This is a genomic window from Flavobacterium sp. N502536, assembly GCF_025947345.1.
Classification (GTDB): Bacteria; Bacteroidota; Bacteroidia; order Flavobacteriales; family Flavobacteriaceae; genus Flavobacterium.
Genome location: NZ_CP110011.1, coordinates 3159954 through 3177429, shown reverse-complemented (window position 1 = coordinate 3177429; position 17476 = coordinate 3159954). Strand labels below are relative to the sequence as shown.

Sequence of the window (17476 nt, the reverse complement as noted above, 5' to 3'; positions counted from 1 at the left end):
TAAAATCCTATTCTATAGCAACTTCCTTAAACATAAACAAACCAAAACTTACATTTTGCAGCCGATTTTTCATTAAAAAAAAGATTTCTGCTAAAACCTCATTACCAAAACCTGATTTTAAGACATATTTTAAACACATACCCATAAAATAACAGGGTCTAAAATAAAAAATTAATAAAAATAAACCACATAACACTATTTTTTACAGGGGTTTAAGTTGATTTTATATTTTTATAAAAAATTTAAAACCAATTAACTATGCGAAAAATTATTTTAAGTGTGATTCTTATCACGATTTTGGTACTAACCTTTTTGTCCAACTTCATCCTAACCGATAACCCAATTCCGGCAGAAGCTGTAAAGTTTGACACTGGAGATACTGCCTGGATGATCGTAGCAACCGCTTTTGTTTTGCTTATGACACCGGGACTAGGGTTTTTCTACGGAGGAATGGTAGGTAAGAAAAACGTTATTAGTACTATGCTGCAAAGTTTTATGGCAATGGTAATTGTTACCATTTTATGGGTTATAGTAGCTTTCGGATTAGCGTTTGGCCCTACCATTGGCGGAATCATTGGAGATCCAACTTCTAATTTATTCTTTCAGGGTGTAGGCACTTCTACTGCCTGGAGTCTTGCTCCAACAATACCTTTTATGTTATTCGCGTTATTTCAGGCCAAATTCGCCATCATTACACCTGCATTAATCACCGGTGCATTTGCAGAACGTGTGCGTTTCTGGGCTTATTTATTATTCATGGTTCTATTCATTATATTCATATACTCTCCTTTAGCACATATGACGTGGCATCCTGATGGAGTTTTCTTTAAAATGGGTGTATTGGACTTCGCCGGAGGAACAGTCGTTCACATGAGTGCCGGATGGGCTGCCTTAGCCGGAGCCATATTCTTAGGAAAAAGAAAACTTCAAAAAGTAAATCCGGCCAGAATTACTTATGTTTTATTAGGAACAGGTTTATTATGGTTTGGATGGTTTGGTTTCAATGCAGGTTCTGCATTAGGAGCTAACGGACTGGCTGTTCAGGCTTTAGGAACGACAACGGTTGCCGCCGCTGCTGCTGCCATGGCATGGGTTTTCCTTGACAAAATCTTAGGCCATAAATTATCTGCTCTTGGCGCTTGTATCGGAGCAGTTGTTGGTCTGGTTGCCATTACTCCTGCCGCAGGTTTCGTGAGCATCTCTCACGCTATTTTTATCGGAGCATTCTCTGCCATAGTGAGTAACCTTGTCGTAAGCAAATTCCCTAAAGGAAAAATCGACGATGCTCTAGACGTTTTTGCCTGTCACGGTGTTGGTGGTATGGTTGGAATGCTGTTGACCGGTGTTTTTGCATCCAAAGCAATCAACCCGGCCGTTGGGGACAATCAGGGTTTGATTTTTGGAACTCCTACCTTATTCATCAATCAACTGACAGCATTGGTAATCGTTTCCATCTTCGCTTTTGTAGGTTCTTATGCTTTATTCTTTATCGTAAATAAAATTACTCCACTAAGAGTTACCGAAGAAAAAGAAGAATTAGGACTGGATATTTCCCAACACGGTGAATTCTTATAAAAACTCAATTTCCTTCTTTGCCATAAAAAATCCCTCTAAAGCTCAACCTTAGAGGGATTTTTGTTTTGAATTAACTTCACCTTTGTTTATTATAGATTGTAGAATTTAGATTATATACTCTATCCATTTCCACATTTAACCTCTCACAAAAAAAACTATTTGAAATTCGAGATTCCTTCTTTCAGCCATTGCAGGTATTCCTCTGCATTTACATAACTAATCGTCGGTTTTGAAGGGTTTAAATTCTTCCCTTCCAAATCGGTTATCACATATAAGGGCTGTGTATTTGTTTTATATTTTGAGATCATAAAATCGGTCCATTTATCTCCAACAGTTTCAATTTTGTCTCCTTTTGCTGTAACATATTGCTCTTCTTTTGGAAGGTCGCGTTTGTCATCGACATAAAGGGAAATTAAAACAACATCATTCTTCAGGATTGGCAGAATCATTGGTTCTGACCATACATTGTTTTCCATTTTTCTGCAATTCACACAGGCATAACCTGTAAAATCCAGCATAATTGGTTTGTTGATTGATTTTGCATATGCTAAACCATCTTCATAATCATGAAAAACCATGATCCCATGAGGGCCTAACTCCGCTCCTGCCGGCATGCCTGAGACAATCTCAATACTGCTGTTACCCGAAGTAGAAGATCCTCCTACTCCAAACGGACTTTCACTATACTGTGGGGGTGGCGGGAATGCATTTATTAACTTTAAAGGCGCTCCCCAAAGTCCCGGAATTAGATACACCGTAAAGGCCAAAGTAACTACTCCCAAATACAATCTCCCTACAGAAATATGTTGTAACGGACTATCATGAGGCAAAGAAATTTTTCCAAATAAATATAAAGCTAAAGCCCCAAAAATAGCAATCCAGATCGCTAAGAAAACTTCTCTTTCCAATAAATGCATTTGTAAAACCAAATCAGCATTGGATAAAAATTTGAAAGCAAAAGCCAATTCTAAAAATCCTAAAAATACTTTTACTGTATTAAGCCATCCGCCTGATTTTGGCAATGAATTTAACCAGCCCGGGAACATCGCAAACAACATAAATGGCAATGCCAATGCTAGTGAGAATCCAAACATTCCAACAATTGGTCCAATTACACCATTTGTAGCTGCCTCAAACAGTAATGATCCAACGATTGGTCCTGTACATGAAAACGACACAATAGCTAAGGCTAATGCCATAAATAAAATTCCAATTATTCCTCCTCTATCGGCTTGCTGATCTACTTTATTAGCCCATGAGTTGGGTAACATAATTTCAAAACCACCTAAAAAAGAAGTAGCGAAAATTACCAACAGAACAAAGAATCCAATATTAAACCAAACGTTCGTAGCTAATGAATTTAATGCGTCAGCACCAAATATCCACGAAACTAAAAATCCTAATGTCACATAAATTACGATAATAGAAACTCCATAAATAATGGCATTTCTAACTCCGGCAGCTTTTGTTTTACTCTGTTTGGTAAAAAAACTAACCGTCATAGGAATCATCGGGAAAACGCAAGGAGTCAGCAATGCTGTAAACCCAAACAAGAAAGCCACAAAAAAGATCGACCATAAACTTCTTGGCGACGCTGGCATTGGGTTCTTTTCTTTTGCATTAGCTATCGAAGTCGCTACATTTACCTTTACATTTACATCTCCTGCCTTCGTTACTACTGCACTCTTAGCCGTATCACTGGCTGCATCAATCACGATCACCTTAGTTTCATTTAACTTTGGATCTGCCGCCATTGCAGCTGCATCCATTTTAAAAGTTGACGGAATTGCAATCGAGAATTTTTTACTTGAATTGATACAAACTTCTTTACAAACCTGAAAGTCAAAATCAACATCAACCGTTTTTAAATTTGGATTGATGATGGTGATTTCCTGTTCGATATGTGCTTTACCTTCAAAGAAAGTTTCGTTTACTCCAAAAACATCATTAAAAGCGGTTTTGGTTTTTCCTTCTTTGGCTTTTCCAACCAAATTATAATTTCCCTTTTGATTTTTAAAAGCAATCTCCAGAGCAAGCGGCCCGCCTTCCGGTGTAAATTGCGAATACATGTGCCAGTCTTTTTCAATCGTTCCGTCAAAAATCAAAACGGCATTATTTCCGGCTCTCTTTTCAATTTTAGAAGTCCATTTTACAGGTTCCAGGATTTGAGCATTCCCCATTGCAAATGCAAAAAGAAAAAACAGCAAAAACACAATGGATTTATTCCAGACACTTTTCGACATTGTTGTTTGATGGTAGTAGTTAGGGTTCATTATAATAATTCTATTTTAATTATTTTGTTTGTAGTATTCTCAATTTTAAAACGTTCATCCTGTCTGATTCCAATCACCCACACAATTTGATCCTCTGAGCATAAAATCCAGATCTTTTCCTTTTCAATCAGCGACAATTTTTCATCTTTAAAAAGCTTGCTTAGCTTTTTCGATTTCCCATCCATTCCAAAAGGATGAAAAACATCACCTTCTTTCCATTTACGTAAAATCAGCGGAAACCGGATTTTTTCAGCGTCCACAAATATAGCTTTATTTGAATCTATTGTAATGTCGTCTACCTGACAAAGCCTCAATTTTAAGGGAAAATTAACGTCTTGCTCTACTTCGCTAATTTCAAATACTTCCTGTTCCTCTACTTCAGAAATTGGACTCAAAATCAAAGTATCCCTGTTTTTCAATAACCGGAAATCGGCCGAAAACACTTGTTTTCCTGATTGCCCGTCTACCAAATCATAAACATCATTCCAGGCCAGAAAACCAAATTCATTGAGCCACTGGTACAGGTATGATTTATAATTAGGAAGCTTTTTAAGCTGATTCAGATCAAAATGAATATCATCACCCTCTTCTTTTGCCACTTGCTGGTAAATCATGATCGAAGCATCCTCAACCATTTCCTGCGATTCCTGCAGATAAGATTGCGTTTTTTGAAAGGCATTTAAAAAATTTGGATTGATCTCTTTTAGTATTGGAACAAGATCATGGCGGATTTTGTTTCGAAGGTATTTATTTGACGCATTACTGCTGTCTTCCCGCCATTGAATATTATTTTGCTGGGCATAGTCTAAAATTTCCGTTCTGGAAAAAGGCAACAGCGGACGAATAATTCTATCATTCTCTTCCGGTATCCCAATTAAACCCTCCAATCCGGTCCCACGACTCAGATTGATGATGAACGTTTCCAGATTATCATCGGCATGATGGGCTGTTAAAATATAGTCGAAATTTTCGGTATCTAAAAGTTCGTAAAACCAATTGTAGCGCAATTCACGAGCCGCAACCTGAGTAGATAGTTTGTAATCTTTAGCAAAAGCTTCGGTATCAAATTGGGTACTAAAAATCGGAACAGCATTCTGATCGCAGTACTTTTGAATAAAATCCTGATCCCCGAAACTTTCTAATCCGCGAAGTTGAAAATTACAATGTAAAACAGCAATTTTAATAGGCAATTGCTGAAACAAATGCAACAAAACCATACTGTCTAAACCTCCGCTTACCGCCAGAAACAGCTTTTTATCTTCCAAAAATGGAAACCTTGAAGCGAGATGATTTTGAAATTTTGAAAGCATTTATAAATGTAAAAATTTAATTCTAATTATGAAGAAAGATTCCTTTATGTTTTAAAAGTGCATGAATTTTATCCTTTTTCAGCTCTTACACCGAATCTCCTGACGCTCTAATCCTCTATCTGACATTGTCTTTTCTAACGCAGGACTTCGTGCATCGCTTTGGCTTTTAAAAGGCACTCCTCATATTCTTTTTCAGGAATTGATAAGGAAGTAATAGCACTTCCAACCGAAAATGAAACGTATTTACGCTCCTGATTGTACAGGATACTTCTTATGACAACATTAAAATCAAAATCACCTTCTGGTGTAAAATAACCCACAGCACCGCTATACAAACCTCGTTTAGTCTCTTCCAAGTTTTCGATGATTTTCATAACCGAAATTTTTGGGGCTCCGGTCATACTTCCCATCGGAAAAGTGGTTCTTAAAACATCAATTGGCGAGTATTGCGGATCCAGTTTTGAAGTGATGGTAGAGATCATTTGATGCACCTGCAAAAACGAATAAATTTTACAAAGTTCCACTACTTCAACAGAGCCTTTTTGTGCAGTATGCGACAAATCATTTCGTACCAAATCGGTAATCATAATGTTTTCGGAACGTTCTTTCGCATCAGATGCCAAAAATTGTTTTGATTTTTCGTCTTCAACCGGATCTAAAGATCGTTTTGAAGTTCCTTTTATCGGCTGAGAAATCAAAGTTTCCCCTACTTTTTTCAGGTAGCGTTCCGGAGAAACTGAAAGCAAATATTGTTTGTGGTTTTTAAAAAAAACTGAAAACGGAGCCTGTGATATTGCACTTAACTTCTGAAATTTTTCCAGAGGGTTAATTTCGGCATTCTCCGCAAAAAACTCCATACAAAAATTGGCCTCATACAGATCTCCTATATGAATGTGCTCCTGCATTTTTGCAACCTTTTCGAGGTACGCTTCTTTTAAAATACGTTGTTTAACCTCTATTCCGCTTAAAGTTTCGAAGCGGTCAAATTTGCTTTGAACAATTTCTTCAAAATCATCTTCAAGTTCATCATCACAAAGCAGCAAGTATTGTATTTCAAGCTGATTTCCTCTTACTGTAAATATTTTTTTAGGCTGAAAGAAAAACAAATCCGGAAAATCCAGACCATCAAAATTAGACGATGTCAACTTTTCAACATCATTCTTTAAATCATAAGAAAGGTATCCAAAAAGCCAGTCTTTAGTAGTTTGCTGATATTGTTTTAAATCTTCAAAGGCGTTATGAAAATCTGTTTTTAAAGACGTAAAAGCATCTGCTGCCAATACAAAATCGAAACTGGAATACTCCTGTGGATAGGAGTTGCTATCCAAAAAAACAACCTCACGAAATTGTTGTGACCAGCTTAAAAGCTGCTGTTTAAAATGCTCTGGATCTGAAATATTTTTATATGTGGTAACTCTCAAAAATAGGTATTTTTTAGGCCTCAAAATTACAACAAAAAAAATCCCTCAATAAAATAAATAGGCAAAAAATATTGGCACACTTTTTAGTACATCGATTTAACAAGAACTCTTAACCACTTTACTGCCTATTGATTCAAAAAATACTTCTTAAAAAAACAGATCCTTTAAATTATTTATGAATCAAATTCTAAAACCTTTATGAAAACAGTTGCAAACCTTGGATTAACTTCCTTAGTGATTATCACTTTATTCTTTTCCTGTAAAAAAGCCGATCCTGCAGCGGAAACAGCAAGCGCAGATTACAAAACCACAGCAGACAGTACTGCAATTTCTTCATCGGCTGCGGTGGAGAAAAAAGACAGTAAACAGAAATTCATTCGGACTGCCGATATTAAGTTTAAGGTTAAAAATGTCATCAAATCAACTTATGCCATTGAAAACGCAACACAAAAATTTGGAGGTTTTGTAACGTACACGAATTTGCAAAGCAACATTCACGATCAGATTAAAACTAAAATCAGTCAGGATAGTACACTCGAAACTACCAAATACACGGTCGAGAACAACATTACGATTCGCGTTCCCAACACACAGCTTGATACGGTTATTAAAACCATAGCCAGACAAATCGATTTTCTTGATTTCAGAGTTATCAAAGCCGATGATGTTTCTCTAAAATTACTGGCCAATCAGCTTTCGCAAAAAAGAAGTGCGGCTACAGAGAAAAGGGTCGAAAATGCAATTGATTCGAAAGGCAAAAAAATCAATGACGTTATGGAAGCCGAAAATGCACTGGCGAACCAAAAAGAAGAAAAAGACAATCGTGCCATTGAGAATTTATCGCTGCAGGATCAGATTAATTTCAGCACCATTACTTTGCAACTCTATCAAAACGAAACAGTAAAACAGGAAATAATGGCAAGCGAAAAAAGTGGTAATGCGTACAAACCAAATCTGGGTATCCAAATCATTGATTCTCTTAAAAACGGCTGGTATATTCTCGAAACGATCTTTGTTTTCATTCTTAATCTGTGGCCTTTTATTCTGATAGGTTTTGGTGGATTCTTCCTTTACAAAAAATACATTAAGAGACAAGAAAAGTGTTAATTAAATAGCAATTTCATAAGAAAAAATTCGTTATATTTGATATAGCATTCTATTTTTCCTAAAATAGAGCAATAAAGATTGTAAAACTCTCAACACAAAAGCCTTAAAAGCTGCTTTTCATTTTATTTGAGAGTTCAGATTGTAACGTTTTCCAAAAATAAATTATACTTTTTTAACCCATTAAAAATCTCAAGTATTATGAAAATTGCTACCATTATTGTCCGTGTTTTAATTGGTCTTTTGTTACTATTCGCCTCTCTTAGTTTTTTCTTTAAACTGGCACCGGAACCGGAAACTACCGGTGATTTTAAAGCTTTTAACATGGGACTTGTAGCCTCAACTTATTTATTGCCTTTAGCAAAATCAATCGAACTTCTTTGCGGTATTGCTTTTGTAACGGGGCGTTATGTAACATTGGCTAATATATTGATCCTACCAATTACGGTAAACATTCTGTTTATTAATTATTTTCTGGCTCCACAAGGTTTGCCGCTTGCCATATTGCTATTCCTTGCCAATTTATTCTTAATCTACAGATATTGGGATAATTATAAAAGTGTTTTCACCAGATAGTCTATTTTCACTTTATACCAAAAGTAAACCCGACAGATTTTAAAAACCTGTCGGGTTTGTTATTTTAAAAGTATACATGCACTGTAACCTAGAACTACAACTGCTATCCCCTGTAATCTCAAATCGATAGCAATTTCATTTTAATCCGAATAAAAAGGACCAAAAAATGAAACCTTAAGCATACCAACATTGTCCTTTTTGACAAACCTGGCTTTTCCCGATGCTTTCCTCCCATTTGTCTTTTATGACATTATAGCCCCTGTTATTAACCTTTTATCAATCATTAGTATTTAAAAGAACCAGTAGTTACATTGTTTAAAACTCACTTTCATTGATCATCTAACCCGGTAATTTTACTAAATGTTTTAGAGGAGTCAAAATTGGATTTTTTGATTTTTTTTGATCTTCAAAAACAAATCAGGTCTCTAATTCTTCATTCCTTCTAAAAGCAAAACTACACCACTGTTTTTCAAAACATTACCACTTTAATCTCACTAAATACAGCGACAGAATTCTACCTCTAATTTACAAAATTTTTCCTAAACTTCCTCTTTTTTGAACTCAATTTTTAAAAGAATAAAATTGATCTCTCTAAATAGTTTTACTAAACAACTATATTTGATTAAAATTAGCCTTTTACATGAAAAAACACTACTTGATCCTTTTATTACTGTGTATTAATTTTTCGAGATCACAATCTATAAAATCTGTAGATTCTCTAACCATTGAAATCTGTAAATCATTAGTGCAAAACAAAGTGCTGGACAATGAAATCAGAATTAATACCATCAATAAGACTCATATCACTCCTTACCTGACAAAATTTAAAGACAGCATCGTGCAAAGGAGAGTATTTGAACAGGTATTTTACCGATTGCATAAAAACTGTAATGAATTTGTAGCGCTTTTCCCGAATGAATCTGCACAAAGCAGCTGGTCAATGCAGGATGAAAAGCCTCTCGATGAAATATCTAAAGAAGAATGCAATCGTTTTGACCAATCATCAAAATACTATTATTTCGAGCATGGAGGTGCTAAAGTAGAAGTAACTTTAAGCGATGATCTATGGATCGAAAAATTTGCCGACAATACTTTTTCAAAATTGCATTTCAGAATGAAAAGTAATTGTGAATTTGAACTGGAATTTATTGAAAGCAACAATCTGGCACGAAAAAATTTAAGCATCAAAGGCGACAAATATTTGTACCATTTGTACAAAGAAGAGAATGGGACTTATGGTGTGTATTTAAAGAACAAAGAAACTTATTATACTTTTACTGTAATTAAGCAATAAAAAACCCGTCAGAAGTGATTCTGACGGGTTTTTAGCTATAGTCTTACGTATCTTATACGTGTAATGCTCTGTTGTCTGTAGCTGCTAAAGCTGCTTCTTTTACTGCTTCAGCAAAAGTTGGGTGTGCGTGGCTCATTCTTGAGATATCTTCAGCAGAAGCTTTAAATTCCATTGCAGTAACTGCCTCAGCAATTAAATCTGCAGTACGGGCTCCAATCATGTGAACACCTAAAACCTCATCCGTCTTAGCGTCAGCAATAATTTTCACGAAACCGTCAAGATCTCCACTTGCTCTTGCGCGTCCTAATGCTTTGAAAGGGAAGCTTCCTACTTTGTATTCTGTTCCTGAAGCTTTTACCTGCTCTTCTGTTTGTCCAACAGCAGCAACTTCCGGCCAAGTGTACACTACACCAGGAATTAGGTTATAATCGATATGTGGTTTTTGACCTGCTAAGATTTCAGCAACCATAGTTCCTTCTTCTTCCGCTTTGTGTGCCAACATCGCTCCACGAACAACGTCACCAATCGCATAGATGTTTGGAACATTAGTTTGTAAATGATCGTTTACTTCTACCTGTCCTCTGTCTGAAATTTTCACTCCAGCTTTATCAGCGTTCAATCCGTCTGTATATGGACGACGACCAACAGAAACTAATGAATAATCTCCCTCTAAAGTGATAGTTTCTCCTTTTGCATTCTCAGCCTGAACCACAACAGCATCGCCATTTCTTTCTACTGATTTTACTTTGTGAGAAACGTAGAATTTCATTCCTTGTTTTTTCAATACTTTCGTCAATTCTTTAGACAAAGCGCTATCCATTCCCGGGATAATTCTGTCCATGAATTCCACTACAGAAACCTGAGCTCCTAAACGAAGGTAAACTTGTCCAAGCTCAATTCCGATTACTCCACCACCAATAATTACTAGGTGTTTTGGAACTTCTTTTAAAGCTAAAGCCTCAGTAGAAGTGATGATTCTTTCTTTGTCAATTTTAATGAAAGGCAAAGAAGATGGTTTAGAACCTGTAGCGATTACAGTATATTTTGCTTCAATCGTTTCAGAAGTTCCGTCAGCTTTAGCTACAGCAATATGTGTTGCATCTACGAAAGAACCTAAACCATTAAAAACAGTAATTTTATTTTTATCCATTAAGTAGTTGATTCCACCTACGGTTTGATCTACAACTGCTTGTTTGCGCGCGATCATTTTCTCTAAATTGATTTTTACATCTCCAGAAACCTCGATTCCGTGATCTGCAAAATGTGCAATTTCTGCATAATGATGAGAAGACGATAATAATGCTTTTGAAGGAATACAACCTACGTTAAGGCAAGTTCCGCCCAAAGAGTTATACTTTTCTACAATTGCAGTTTTAAAACCTAATTGTGCGCAACGAATTGCTGATACATATCCGCCAGGACCTGAACCTATAATGACTACGTCAAATGAACTCATAGTTTGTCTATTTTATTTTTAGCGATACAAAATTAAGGAATAAAGTTTTGTTTAAAGTTTAAATCTCAATGTTTTTTGTGTGAAATTTTACTTAATGTTTTACTTGGGATTGGTTTGCCGGATCTGCAAAGATTTGATACGTTTAGGTTGTTTTTTTTTGCTCGCAAAGACGCAAAGACGCAAAGATTTTTTTTATCTGAAATCGGTTTTTGAAGATGTTAAAGTAAGGTTCTCGCAGATTTTGCAGATTAGGCAGATTTTCTTTTCATAGTAACAGAGACGTGCAAAACGCAAACCCGGATCCTTAGAATCTCAGCGCCTTAAAAAAACTTTAGATGCTGAACTAAGGTTTTTTCTTAGGATTTCTGGAGGTATGAAAAACAGAGTAAACGATTACTTCATTTCCAATAATTTCATAAATAATTACAAATGGAAATTTTACCAAAGTTAATTCCCGATAACCAGGTTCTTTTTTTATTTCAAATAATTCCGGATGAGTTTTTAAAACTTGCAGGTACGCTTTTAAATAAGTCAGAAATTGCTTCCCTAACCCCTTACTCCTACTTTCATAGAATTCAATAGTTTCATCAATTTCATTTTCAGCCTGAGGTAGAATTTTGATTTTAAAAACCATACTTAGCATTCAAACGTTGTTCTACTTCTTCCCACGAACTGGCTTCGCTCTCCTGTGAAAGATACTTTTCTCTTTCTTCGGCAACAAGATCATAGTGAGAATCAGAAACAATTGATTTCTTTTCATCATGATTTAGAGCATCAAAAACACTTTCTAAAATTTCTAATTTAGAATCATCTTCAATAAATTTCCCGAAATCTTTTATAAGCTTAAGCCTTAATTCTTTTGTCTCCATACTAAAATGTATTTGATTCAAATTTAAGCTATTTTGCTTTTGAAATGTGTTAATGTTATATTTTATGAATACAGTATGAGAAGTTTCTGATTTGTTCTTTCTGGTTTTTGAAAAGTTAAGATAATGCTCTCGCAGATTTGGCAGATCAGGCAGATTTTCTCTTTATATTGTAAATAGTTTTGCGCTAATCTGCTTAACTCTTTTTAAAGCTGCGACAAAATAAAAAAGCCGCTCTGAAAACTACTTCTCAGAACGGCTTGTCTTTTTTTTATATTCTAACTATAAAGCTTCTACATTCAGCTTGCTATTTTTTCGGCTGAAGCCAAAGTAAATACAAAGACCAATTAGCAACCAAACTGTGAAGTAAATCCAGTTCCAGACACTCAATTCAGCCATCATGTACAGACAACAAATTAGTCCTAAAAGCGGAATCAACGATAAATTTTGTTTGAAAGCCCAAACTGTCAAGCCAACTAAAACAAGTAAGAAGATCCACATTGGAATTTTATGTTTGAACAAACTAAATCCACTTTCGAATTTTAAAGAATCACTAATTGGTAAACCTTTTACAACCTCGGCGTACTTCGCATCATCCGATTGATATTGGCTTAGTAAATGCTCCAAATCGGCTGTTTCTGAAGTTTTATTCTGAACATCGATGCTCTTTAGATAATTGAATACTTTTTCGGACTCGCTTTTATCCAATGACGTAATAATGTCTGCCGGGCTATTAATTTGAGTCTCGTTTGTGATAAAGCTCATCGTCGCTTGTTTATTGTATCCAAAGGCGAAAACTAATCCGATGATTAATAAAATCGGCATTATGTATTTTGAATTGATGTAAGGCGTTTTAAACTTTCCTCTTGGAATCTCCGGTTTGTTTTGCAATACCAAAACTCCGGCACAAACCAATACGAAAGCAAATAAAGTTCCAATACTACACAAATCTGTTACCATCGTAAGATTTAGGAACAAGGCCGGAACCGCAACCACAAATCCGGTTACAACAGTTGCATAAGAAGGTGTTTTGAATTTTGGGTGTACGCGCGAGAAACGTTTTGGCAATAATCCGTCACGACTCATACTCATCCAGATACGAGGCTGTCCCATTTGAAAAACCAATAAAACGCTGGCCATCGCCACTACCGCACTTACTGCAATAATTCCGGACATCCATTTTAAGTCTAATTTTTCGAATACAAATGCTAACGGATCCCCTACATTTAATTCGTTATAACGCACCATTCCGGTAAGAACCAAGGCAATGGCGATATACAAAAGCGTACATATAATAATTGCCCACATCATTCCGCGCGGTAAGTCTCTTTGCGGATTTTTACATTCTTCGGCCGTGGTCGAAATAGCATCAAAACCAATATAAGCAAAGAATACTGCTGAAACTCCCTTTAACACTCCACTTACTCCATTTGGCGCAAACGGGTCCCAGTTGGCTGTATCTACGTAAAATATACCCACTGCGATTACTAAAAGTACAATACAAAGTTTCACCACCACCATAATATTACTGGCATTACGGGATTCTTTCATTCCACGATAAATCAATGCTGTAATTAAAATGATGATCAATAAAGCCGGAAGATCGGCAACAAAATGAAAAGAACCAAATAAAACCGGTGAAGTCGTCCAGGCGGTATAAGCCGACTGCAGGGCTGGTTCTAAATTATCAAAAGCTTTTCCGCTGTGCATCAGAGCAGTTGCATTATTAAATCCGTTTGAAGCGGTTAAATAATCCATTTGAACCCACTGCGGGAGGTGAATGCCTCCGCTGGCGAGCAGTCCCGTAAAATAATCACTCCACGATATGGCGACGGTTATATTTCCAACCGAATATTCCATGATTAAAGCCCAACCGATAACCCAGGCAATAATTTCTCCAAAGGCAACATACGAATACGTATACGCACTTCCTGAAACGGGTACCATTGAGGCAAATTCAGCATAAGCAAAAGCAGCAAAACTACAAGCCACTGCTGTAAATAAGAACAAAAATATAACGGCTGGCCCACCGTCTGCACTGGCTTTTCCGATAGTACTAAAAATTCCGGCACCAACAATAGCAGCGATTCCAAAGGCAGTTAAATCTCTGGCAGTTAAGTGTTTTCCTAATGCATTATGACCGTCTGCATCGTTTTTTGCAACCTGCTTCAGAATATCTTGTACCGTTTTTTTTCGGAATAAACCTGATAATGCCATATGTAATTATGCTTTTAAAATTAATTTAATTCGGTCTTTGTGGTTTTATTTTGCAAATAATGCAAAAATTATCCTGATTTCAAATATATAAAACGATTTTGTTTTGCATCGTTTTTTGTGATGAATTATTTTGCCCACGGATTGTTGCGGATTAAACGGATTTACGCTGGTTTTTTTTCCGCCACGACCCGAGCGATAGCGAACAGGCGAAGCAATTGCACGAATTAGTACAAATTATTCTTTTGCCACAGATTACGAGGATTAAAATGATTAAAAAAAAATCTGCGTGAGAAAAATCTAAAATCTACATTCTAAAATCTAAAATTACTTCAGGCAGTTTCTCAAAATACTCACCGGATGCTGTGCTTCCCTGCTCGTTCCATCATAAATTTGATGACGGCAACTGGTACCTGCTGCAGCGATTTTTACGTCCTGAGCGGTCGCTCTTACTTTCGGGAATAACGTATCTTCTCCCATTTGCATACTCACCTGATAATGCTCTTTTTCGTAACCGAATGATCCTGCCATCCCACAACAACCCGAATTGTAAATGGTAACGACATTGTTTGTTGGCAAATTCAGCATGGCAAAAGTCGCTTCAACCGAACTCAGTGATTTCTGATGGCAATGTCCGTGAATCTTAATTTCTTTCTTTTCTCCTGAAAAAGAATCGGACGTAATCTTACCATCACTAATTTCCTTTTTAAAGAATTCTTCTATCGTAAAGGCATGCTGCGCTACTTTTGCTGCCGCTTCTTTATCGGTTGCCAGACGTAAATATTCGTCTCTGAAGGTTAAAATTGCTGAAGGTTCAATTCCAATTAAAGGTACTTTCGCAGAAACCAAATCCTTGAAAATAGTCACGTTCTCGTCCGCAATTTTCTTCGCTTCTTCCAAAAATCCTTTCGACAAATAGGTTCTTCCGCTTTCTTCATGATCGACGATCAAAACTTCGTAGCCTAATTTCGTCAGTAATTCAAAAGCATCGATTCCGATATTGACATCGTAATAATTCGTGAACTCATCATTAAACAAATACACTTGTCCGTTTGGAAAATTCTTTTGCTGCGGTTTATGATTTTCGTACCATTTTCGGAACGTTTTCTTCGCCAATAAGGGAACCTGTCTTTCCGGTGCAATTCCCATGCTTTTTTTCACGAGGGACTGATTGGAAATAAAATTCGTGATCGACGGAAACAGGCTTCCCATCTTATTCAGTTTGGCGTTGTGTGCAAAAATCTTATTTCGGGTCGAAAAGCCATTTGCTTTTTGGTACTGGTATAAAAATTCTGCTTTCAAAGTGGCCACGTCCACATTACTCGGACACTCGCTGGCACAGGCTTTACAGCTCACACACAATTCAAAAACTTCGTAGAGTTCTTTCTGATCAAATTTATTTTCTTTCTCTGAATAGGTCAAATATTCGCGTAAAGCGTTGGCTCTTGCACGTGTGGTTTCTTTTTCATTTTTCGTCGCGCGATAACTCGGACACATAGCCCCTCCTGCCGACGGTAATTTTCTGCAATCGCCCGAACCGTTGCATTTTTCGGCCGCACGCAAAATCCCTAAACTGTCGGAGAAATCCTGAAACGTCTTAATATCCGGTTCTACCCTGCCCGAAACGACACGATGATTTTCGTCCATTTTTAAGGCATTCACAATCTTACCGATATTCAAAGCCGAATTTGGGTCAAACGCAAGCTTGATTCTTTTCAGCAATTCATAATTCGTTTCGCCAATCATGTACGGAATAAATTCACCGCGCACGATTCCATCACCGTGTTCCCCACTCAACGAACCTCTGTATTTTTTAACCAAAACAGCCACATCGGTTGCAATCGTTCTGAAGAGTTTTAAGTCTGATGTTTTTTTCAAATTCAAAACCGGACGCAAATGCAGCTCACCTGCTCCGGCATGTGCGTAATAAATCGCCTCTTGACCGTGGCGCTGCATCATGGCTGAAAATTCGGCAATATAAGCCGGTAAATCACTCAGTTCAACAGCAGTATCTTCGATTGAATCGGCGGCTTTATCGTCTCCCACTATACTTCCCAAAAGTCCGAGACCCGCTTTACGAAGCTCGTTTACTTTTTCAATATCAGTTCCATAAATTTTTACGAGTGCGTAACCAAAATTGTTTTTCTCCAAATCGGCAATTAAAGCGTTGGCCTGGTTTTCGGCATCCTGTGCATCATGCGAAGCCACTTCAAAGAGCATAATCGCTTTGGGTTCACCCACTAAAAAAAACCTGTTTTTCGATTGTTCACGATTGGTTTTCGTGCAATCTAAAATCGTATCATCGATCATTTCAGCGGTATACAAATGATGTTTCATCACCACTACAACAGACTCCAGCGATTCCTGAATGCTATGATAATGCGCCACGACCATAATATTATTGGCCGGCGGCAAATCGTCGACTTTTAATGTAATTTCGGTTGTAAAAGCCAGCGTTCCTTCGCTTCCGCAAAGCAATTTCCCTAAATTAATAGTAGGTTCTGTCCCTCCAAACAAATCCGATTTCAGCAGAATATCCACGGCATAACCTGTATTTCTTCTGTGAATCTCGGGCTTCGGAAATTCTTTTATGATTTCGTCCTGCGTTGCTTTTACCGAAAGTTCGTCATAAAGGCTTTTATAAATTTTATTTTCTAAGGTATCCCCTTTGGTTTTTTCGATAAATTCAGCCGACGTCAGCTCCTTAAAAACCGTCGCCGAACCATCGCTCAAAATGGCTTTGATTTCGACAATTTTATCACGTGTTACCCCATAACGAATCGAAGTTGTTCCTGAAGAGTTATTCCCCACCATTCCGCCAATCATACAGCGGTTGGAAGTCGAAGTATTGGGTCCAAAAAATACACCGTGAGGTTTTAGGAATAAATTCAGTTCGTCGCGAATGACACCGGGTTGTACTGTAACCGTTTTTTTAATCGGGTCAAAATTCAAAATCTTAGTAAAGTTCTTCGAAACATCGACTACAATTCCGTCACCAACCGTTTGTCCGGCAAGAGAAGTCCCAGCCGTTCTTGGTGTAATCGAAATATGATGTTTTCCCGCAAACCGGATTAGTTTGCTAATGTCTTCGATCGTTTTAGGTACGGCCACCGCTTTTGGCCGGATTCGATATACCGAAGCATCGGTAGAATAAAGTGTTTTATGAAGATCGTCGTATAAAAGTGTTCCTTCTAATGATTCTGATAAGTGTTGTAACTCTTTAATTATTGACATTATAACTTGATTTATGAACTAAAACGGATTCAGTGAATTACAAAAATAGTTTTTTTTAAAGGTTCTAAGCTTCTGAGAAGCTAAGGTTCTAAGTTTTTTTTTCTTTGATTCTCCCTTTTTCATTTGGAATTTGGGATTTAAATTATTGAAATT

General features: G+C 36.8%; 12 protein-coding genes. 4 read left to right on the top strand and 8 right to left on the bottom strand.

Translation table 11 applies throughout. The features are described from left to right. Positions 1 to 258: 258 nt before the first annotated feature. Complete coding sequence (locus OLM61_RS13425) at positions 259 to 1575, top strand: ammonium transporter (protein WP_264523152.1); 1317 nt, start codon at positions 259 to 261, stop codon at positions 1573 to 1575. Positions 1576 to 1730: 155 nt separating this feature from the next. Here OLM61_RS13425 and OLM61_RS13420 read toward each other — a convergent pair whose 3' ends face one another. From OLM61_RS13420 to OLM61_RS13410, 3 genes are all read right to left on the bottom strand, one after another. Further along, a complete protein-coding gene (locus tag OLM61_RS13420; protein ID WP_264523151.1) occupies positions 1731 to 3848 on the bottom strand; it encodes a protein-disulfide reductase DsbD family protein in 2118 nt (705 codons plus the stop codon). Then, positions 3848 to 5158, bottom strand: coding sequence for a tRNA lysidine(34) synthetase TilS (gene tilS, locus OLM61_RS13415; protein WP_264523150.1), 1311 nt, complete (start codon positions 5156 to 5158; stop codon positions 3848 to 3850). Before tilS ends, OLM61_RS13420 begins: the two co-directional genes overlap by 1 nt. A 134-nt stretch (positions 5159 to 5292) precedes the next feature. After that, positions 5293 to 6579, bottom strand: a complete 1287-nt coding sequence (locus tag OLM61_RS13410) for an anthranilate synthase component I family protein (protein WP_264523149.1) — start codon at positions 6577 to 6579, stop codon at positions 5293 to 5295. 198 nt (positions 6580 to 6777) lie between these two features. Here OLM61_RS13410 and OLM61_RS13405 point away from each other — a divergent pair, with 198 nt between their 5' ends. From OLM61_RS13405 to OLM61_RS13395, 3 genes are all read left to right on the top strand, one after another. Next, positions 6778 to 7686, top strand: a complete 909-nt coding sequence (locus tag OLM61_RS13405) for a DUF4349 domain-containing protein (RefSeq protein ID WP_264523148.1) — start codon at positions 6778 to 6780, stop codon at positions 7684 to 7686. A 198-nt stretch (positions 7687 to 7884) separates the two neighbouring features. Continuing rightward, positions 7885 to 8259: a DoxX family membrane protein gene (locus OLM61_RS13400; RefSeq protein WP_070907066.1), complete on the top strand. Its 375-nt coding sequence runs from the start codon at positions 7885 to 7887 to the stop codon at positions 8257 to 8259. A 640-nt stretch (positions 8260 to 8899) separates the two neighbouring features. Further along, positions 8900 to 9553: a hypothetical protein gene (locus OLM61_RS13395; protein WP_264523147.1), complete on the top strand. Its 654-nt coding sequence runs from the start codon at positions 8900 to 8902 to the stop codon at positions 9551 to 9553. A gap of 52 nt (positions 9554 to 9605) precedes the next feature. Here the strand turns inward: OLM61_RS13395 and lpdA are convergent, their stop codons facing one another. The 5 genes from lpdA to OLM61_RS13370 all read right to left on the bottom strand — a co-directional run bounded on the left by lpdA (position 9606) and on the right by OLM61_RS13370 (position 17323). After that, a complete protein-coding gene (gene lpdA, locus OLM61_RS13390; protein WP_095383995.1) occupies positions 9606 to 11009 on the bottom strand; it encodes a dihydrolipoyl dehydrogenase in 1404 nt (467 codons plus the stop codon). A gap of 343 nt (positions 11010 to 11352) precedes the next feature. Next, the gene (locus OLM61_RS13385) at positions 11353 to 11643 is read right to left on the bottom strand and encodes a type II toxin-antitoxin system RelE/ParE family toxin (RefSeq protein WP_264523146.1); all 291 of its coding nucleotides are present in this window, start codon (positions 11641 to 11643) and stop codon (positions 11353 to 11355) included. Then, entirely contained in the window at positions 11633 to 11878 is a 246-nt protein-coding gene (locus tag OLM61_RS13380) for a hypothetical protein (protein ID WP_264523145.1), read from the bottom strand. Before OLM61_RS13380 ends, OLM61_RS13385 begins: the two co-directional genes overlap by 11 nt. Before the next feature lie 279 nt (positions 11879 to 12157). Then, on the bottom strand, positions 12158 to 14092 hold the full coding sequence (locus OLM61_RS13375; protein ID WP_264523144.1) for an amino acid permease: 1935 nt from the start codon (positions 14090 to 14092) through the stop codon (positions 12158 to 12160). Positions 14093 to 14416: 324 nt separating this feature from the next. Then, a complete protein-coding gene (locus OLM61_RS13370; RefSeq protein WP_264523143.1) occupies positions 14417 to 17323 on the bottom strand; it encodes an FAD-binding and (Fe-S)-binding domain-containing protein in 2907 nt (968 codons plus the stop codon). Between the last annotated feature and the right edge of the window lie 153 nt (positions 17324 to 17476).

Bases quoted from the DNA above. Each gene is read 5' to 3' on its own strand.
- lpdA (WP_095383995.1), bottom strand. From the start codon at position 11,009: ATGAGTTCATTTGACGTAGTCATTATAGGTTCAGGTCCTGGCGGATAT.
- OLM61_RS13375 (WP_264523144.1), bottom strand. From the start codon at position 14,092: ATGGCATTATCAGGTTTATTCCGAAAAAAAACGGTACAAGATATTCTG.
- OLM61_RS13395 (WP_264523147.1), top strand. From the start codon at position 8,900: ATGAAAAAACACTACTTGATCCTTTTATTACTGTGTATTAATTTTTCG.
- OLM61_RS13370 (WP_264523143.1), bottom strand. From the start codon at position 17,323: ATGTCAATAATTAAAGAGTTACAACACTTATCAGAATCATTAGAAGGA.
- OLM61_RS13385 (WP_264523146.1), bottom strand. From the start codon at position 11,643: ATGGTTTTTAAAATCAAAATTCTACCTCAGGCTGAAAATGAAATTGAT.
- OLM61_RS13400 (WP_070907066.1), top strand. From the start codon at position 7,885: ATGAAAATTGCTACCATTATTGTCCGTGTTTTAATTGGTCTTTTGTTA.
- OLM61_RS13405 (WP_264523148.1), top strand. From the start codon at position 6,778: ATGAAAACAGTTGCAAACCTTGGATTAACTTCCTTAGTGATTATCACT.
- tilS (WP_264523150.1), bottom strand. From the start codon at position 5,158: ATGCTTTCAAAATTTCAAAATCATCTCGCTTCAAGGTTTCCATTTTTG.
- OLM61_RS13420 (WP_264523151.1), bottom strand. From the start codon at position 3,848: ATGAACCCTAACTACTACCATCAAACAACAATGTCGAAAAGTGTCTGG.
- OLM61_RS13425 (WP_264523152.1), top strand. From the start codon at position 259: ATGCGAAAAATTATTTTAAGTGTGATTCTTATCACGATTTTGGTACTA.
- OLM61_RS13380 (WP_264523145.1), bottom strand. From the start codon at position 11,878: ATGGAGACAAAAGAATTAAGGCTTAAGCTTATAAAAGATTTCGGGAAA.